Origin of the sequence: Candidatus Caldatribacterium sp. (assembly GCA_014359405.1) — a bacterium.
GTDB classification, from domain to species: domain Bacteria; phylum Atribacterota; class Atribacteria; order Atribacterales; family Caldatribacteriaceae; genus Caldatribacterium; species Caldatribacterium oleiphilum.
The window spans coordinates 1-4,939 of sequence record JACIZN010000128.1 but is presented as its reverse complement, the minus strand read 5'-3'; the positions used below and the strand labels follow the sequence as shown (position 1 = coordinate 4,939).

The window sequence follows — 4,939 nt, the reverse complement described above, 5'->3', positions numbered from 1 at the left end:
CCCACCGGTATCTGGGCAAGGAGCTCGGGGATCTTCTCCCTGGGAGTGACCGAGTGCAAAAGGTCGGTATCGATTTTGCTCGGGGCGATGACGTTCACCGTCACCCCAAAGGGGGCGCATTCCCGGGCCAGGGCCTTGCACAGTGCGATAACCCCACCCTTGGCGGCGGCGTAGTGGATTCCCGAGGTTCCTCCGGTAAGACCGGAGGTTGAGGAAATTGCAACAATTCTCCCCCACTTTTTCTCCATCATGAAAGGCAGAACTGCCCGGACCACAAGGTAGACCCCTTTGAGGTTCACCGTTACCATTCGATCCCACTCTTCTTCGGTGAGGTTCCAGGCCCCCCGGTAGTTCGGGTCCCCTATTCCCGCATTGGCCACGAGAATATCCAGTGCTCCTAAGGTCTCCTGAATCGCCCGCACCATGGCCTCCACTTCCTGGGCATTCCCCACATCGGCCTGGAAGGCTTGAGCTGTGCCTCCATTTCTTCGAATCTCAAGAACTGTCTTTTCCGCTTCATCCCGACGGCGATGGTAGTTGACGGCAACCTTTGCCCCTGCCTGGGAAAGAGAAAGGGCTATTGCTCTCCCAATTCCTCGGCTTCCCCCGGTGACAAGGGCCACATGTCCCTGGACACCCGCCACATCAGTCCCTCCCTCCTACCTCCGCTTTCTCTGGAAGTACTGCCGAAGAAGCTCTCCGCATTCTCTCTCGTACACCCCACCAACAACAGAAACTGAATGAGGGAAAAGACCGGGAACAAAAACGTTGAGTACGCTCCCTGCCACCCCACCCTTGGGGTCCCATGCCCCGAAGACCAGTCGAGCAATACGAGCCTGAATTATGGCCCCGGCGCACATGAGGCACGGTTCCAAAGTTACGTACAGGGTACAGCCCTCTAACCTCCAGTCCCCGAGAACTTTCTGTGCCCTTCGAATGGCTTCAATTTCTGCATGGGCGGTGACGTCATCGGCTCCTTCCCGGCGGTTGTGCCCCAAGGCCAAAACGGCACCTTCTTTCACGATGCAAGCCCCTACCGGGACCTCGTCTTCGGCAAAGGCCCGTTCCGCTTCCTTGAGAGCCAGGGACATGAAGAACTCGTCCTGCGTCATTTCCCTCGAAAGACCCAGAGCTTATTCCCCAAGAAATTCACGCCCAAAGACCCTAAGGTCGCTAAGAACTTACTCTCTGCCGCCCCCCAGGCGTACTTCCCCCGAAGAAGGGAGAGTATCCCAAGGGCAATGCTCAGGGCAGCGAGGTTCACAAGGACAAACCGCACCACCTCGGCAAGGCGAATTTTCCCCCGGCTCTGGAAAGTCCAGAACTTATTCAGGAGGTAGCTATTCGTCATCCCGCAGGAGTAGGAAATCACCTGGCTCACCGAGTACCCCAGGCCCCCTTTCCCGTGGAGGACCATGAACACCCCAAAGTCGATAGCAGTATTGGCCACACCGACAAGGCTAAACTTCCCAAACTGCCAGAAGTCAAGAAGAAGAGCCCGAAGAGGTCTCCTCATGATTCCTTTCAAACCCTCTCACCCGGTCCACAATGTAGAGAGGACGGTCCTTCGCCTCATCGTAGATGCGCCCAATGTACTCCCCCATAATCCCAAGGATGATGAGGATAATCCCGTTGAAGAAGAGGTTGATAACTGCAATGGAGGCCCAGCCAGGGACAGTGCTCTTGCCCAAGAGTTTCGAGACGACGATAACAAGAAGATAGACAAAGCTCAAAAGGGAGAGGGCGAAGCCGAGGTACGCTGCCACCTTCAGGGGCTTGTTTGAGAAAGAGGTGATGCCATCCCAGGCCAATTTCAGCATCTTCCGCAGGGGGTACTTCGTCGTTCCCGCGAAGCGCCTCTTCCGCACGTACTCCAAGGGTGTCTGGCGAAACCCCACCCAGCTCACCAGACCCCGGATGAAACGGTTCTTTTCCCGGAGTATCCGCATCACCTCAATGACCTTGCGGTCCACAAGGCGGAAATCTCCCGTGTCCAGAGGGATGTCCACATCGGTCATGAGGCGGAGGAGGCGGTAAAAGAAAGAAGCGGTGAAGCGTTTGAAGAAAGTCTCTCCCTCGCGCTTTGCCCGTTTCCCGTAGACCACCTCATACCCTTCCTGCCATTTGGCCACCATCTCTGGGATGACCTCCGGGGGGTCCTGGAGGTCGGCATCGATGACAATTACCGCCTCTCCCCGGGCGTAGTCCATCCCTGCGGTGATGGCCGCCTGATGGCCGAAGTTCCGGGAAAAGTGGATCACCCGTACCCGGGAATCCTTTTGAGCGAGGTCGTCGAGAATCTCGGGGCTTCGGTCTTTGCTCCCATCGTCCACAAAGAGAATTTCGTACGGTGCCGAGAGCCCCTCCATAACCGCCGTGAGACGGCGATAGGTCTCAGGAAGAACCTCTTCCTCGTTGAAGACCGGAACGACCACCGAAAAACGGATTTCTCCCATGCTAATCTCCCCCTGAGAAGAAGGTCCAAGTTGGGAACCAGCGGAGAAACCGAGTAACGTACAACTTACTCACCGGGAAACCGGAGAGAATAGGGTAGAAGAGGAAGAAAAGCCCCACCGCACCCCCAAGGAGTAACCACCGCCATATTCGAACTCGAGGATTCTCTTCTTCAAGCCAGGCAAAGAACACCCCAAGGAGGACCGCAAGAAGGGGGACGCATCCGTAGTAGTGGTAGATAAAGGTGATGCGGGGGACAAAAATCCAGGGAAGGTACTGGGAAAAGAAGGCAACGAGAATCCACAAAACCCCTTGTCTTTGCCAAAACTTTGGTGTTACGAGGGCAAAAAGAACCGTAATCCCTCCCACCCAGAAAAGTGCAGGATTACCGAAAGAAACGATACTCGCTACGTACCCTTTTGGCAACCCTTCCCCCTTGTAGAGCCAGATGGGCCGGGCCATAACTGGCCACTCCCACCAGGGGGAAGCGAAAGGATGGGTAGCCTTGAGGTCGTGATGGTACCGGTACATGGAGACCTGGTAGCGGAGGACATCCCGGAAGGAGTACCCAGGAACAAGGAGGTACGGAATGTAGGAGAGGAAGTAGAGGCAAATCGGGATGATCACGAAAAAGAGCACCGAAAGAGGGAGGATGCGACGTGAAAAAATCTCAAAAGACACCTTACCCTCCTTAAGCGCCCGCAAGTGATAGGCAAAAAACAAAGCCGCCATGCCCAACCCGGCATACACCGCCGTCCACTTCGTGGCAGCCCCAAGACCGAAGAAAAGCCCTGAAAAGAAAAGGGAGGAGACACTCCCCCGCAGGAAGTACCGGAAGAGGAAGAGGTACGCCAAGAGGATGAAAAAGACCACATAGGTATCGATGGTGGCAATCCGGGCCTGGACAAAGTGCATGAAGTCAAAAGTGAAAAGCGCTGTAGCAAAGAGGGCATAGGTATCCCGCATAAAGAGCCGAGAAAGGGAGAAAACCACGGGGACAAGAAGCGTCCCAAAGACTACCCCCATGATCCGCCACCCAAAGGGGTTCATCCCAAAAAGAGCTATTCCCAGGGCGATAATGAGCTTCCCAAGAGGCGGATGAGTCCACTCGTAAGGAGGGAGGCGGTGGAGGTGCTCAAAAGCAGTACGGGCATGGTAGATCTCGTCAAAGTACGTTCCCGTGAGGTACGAGCGCTCGTACTGAGCGGTGTGCTGCTCGTCAAAAAGAGGCTCACCACCAGGGGTATAAGAGGCAAGGGGTAAAGGGCGAGGATCTCCCTCCTCGAAAAAGGCCATCTCTCCAAGCATCCCCCCGGGCCTTTCCGCCACCACCTTAAAGTACCGAGCCCTAAAGGGTCCGTCCACGTGTTCCCACCGGAAGACCCAGTCCGGTTTGAGCTCTGGTCCTTTTACCCAGATCGTACCATCCTCGGAGTGCTCAAGAAGGTACGTCTCGCCTCGGGTAAGGGCCACAAAGTAGGAAATCCTCCCAACCTCGCGGACTCCTCCAAGGTCCACAAGAACAGTCTCCCCTTTCCCCTGGGGCTCCCAGTAGGTCCTCGGAACCTCCCGGGACCCTAAACGGAAGAGAGCAAGGAAAAAGAAGAAGGCCGAGAGAAGGAAAACGAACAGGTAGCTTCGGTTCCCCTTCATGGAATTCCCTTCTCCTCCCTATGCTTTTTCCCGAAAAGGAGAGTAAGGAAGAAAACCCAGAGCGCAAGGTTCGCAAAAGAGACAAGAATAAGACGCACATCGTGCCGGGGAAAATGGTACGTCCCATAGAACGCGAAAAGGAGCACCAACCCCACGTTCACGAAAAAGGTGGCGCTCAGGCCCAAAAAGAGCGCCAGGACTTTCTGCTCCGGCCGGTACACGTACCACCAGGGGGCAAAGACCAAAGCAGGTAAAAGGTACCGCTCGTGCATCCGGTGCACAAAGAGGAAGACCGAAAAGGCAAGAAAGAGGGCAACAAGCGGGAAACGCTCATCACTTTTTTCTCGGAAAAAGAGAAGAGCTGAAAGGAGCACAATCACCCCAATGGCAATGTACCCCCACTGCCGAAAAGAGAAGAAAAGGACCTCCTCTGTGTCCGGCATCCAGTTTCCCCCAAGGAGAGCAAAGAGGTTAAAGGCGTTGAGAGTAGCATACTGGTACGCTCCCACTGCTCCCCGGTATATGGCAAAGACCCGAGGAAGGGAAAAGGGAAGAGAAAGCCCCACAAAAGCCAAAAGGCCGGCGCCAATGCTCCGGAGAAAGAGAAAGGCGTTTCTCTCTTCAAGGAGAGCAAAAAGCCAAAGAGGGGCAAAAATGAGGGCCTGGGGTTTAATAAGGAGGGCAAGGGCAAAGAGGAGGGCAGAGAGCTCGAATTTTCCTTTTGCAAGGAAAAGGATGCCCAAGAAAAGGGGGAGAACAAAAACCGAGTCCACCTGGCCCCAGAGAGCCGAGTCAAGACCCACCGCCGGGTTCAGGGCAAAGAGGGCAAAAA

6 protein-coding genes are annotated in these 4,939 nt (G+C 55.3%); all 6 read right to left on the bottom strand.

Annotated elements, in window-relative coordinates; translation table 11 throughout:
• Positions 1 to 644 (bottom strand): SDR family oxidoreductase (locus tag H5U36_08910; GenBank protein ID MBC7218236.1); only part of this gene is annotated, 644 nt, incomplete at its 3' end.
• 15 nt (positions 645 to 659) lie between these two features.
• Entirely contained in the window at positions 660 to 1,112 is a 453-nt protein-coding gene (locus H5U36_08905) for a nucleoside deaminase (GenBank protein ID MBC7218235.1), read from the bottom strand.
• Positions 1,109 to 1,516, bottom strand: coding sequence for a GtrA family protein (locus H5U36_08900; GenBank protein MBC7218234.1), 408 nt, complete (start codon positions 1,514 to 1,516; stop codon positions 1,109 to 1,111). The genes H5U36_08905 and H5U36_08900 overlap by 4 nt, the downstream gene beginning before the upstream one ends.
• On the bottom strand, positions 1,485 to 2,456 hold the full coding sequence (locus H5U36_08895; GenBank protein ID MBC7218233.1) for a glycosyltransferase family 2 protein: 972 nt from the start codon (positions 2,454 to 2,456) through the stop codon (positions 1,485 to 1,487). The genes H5U36_08900 and H5U36_08895 overlap by 32 nt, the downstream gene beginning before the upstream one ends.
• Position 2,457: 1 nt before the next feature.
• Positions 2,458 to 4,107 carry a glycosyltransferase family 39 protein gene (locus H5U36_08890; protein ID MBC7218232.1) on the bottom strand — a complete coding sequence of 550 codons (1,650 nt, stop codon included), beginning with the start codon at positions 4,105 to 4,107 and terminating at the stop codon, positions 2,458 to 2,460.
• The coding region (locus tag H5U36_08885; protein ID MBC7218231.1) for a hypothetical protein at positions 4,104 to 4,939 on the bottom strand (836 nt) is incomplete at its 5' end. The genes H5U36_08885 and H5U36_08890, both read right to left, overlap by 4 nt.

What these genes read in the sequence shown, in the direction of transcription:
- H5U36_08905 (MBC7218235.1), bottom strand. Translation starts at nt 1,112, where the DNA reads ATGACGCAGGACGAGTTCTTCATGTCCCTGGCTCTCAAGGAAGCGGAA.
- H5U36_08900 (MBC7218234.1), bottom strand. Translation starts at nt 1,516, where the DNA reads ATGAGGAGACCTCTTCGGGCTCTTCTTCTTGACTTCTGGCAGTTTGGG.
- H5U36_08895 (MBC7218233.1), bottom strand. Translation starts at nt 2,456, where the DNA reads ATGGGAGAAATCCGTTTTTCGGTGGTCGTTCCGGTCTTCAACGAGGAA.
- H5U36_08890 (MBC7218232.1), bottom strand. Translation starts at nt 4,107, where the DNA reads ATGAAGGGGAACCGAAGCTACCTGTTCGTTTTCCTTCTCTCGGCCTTC.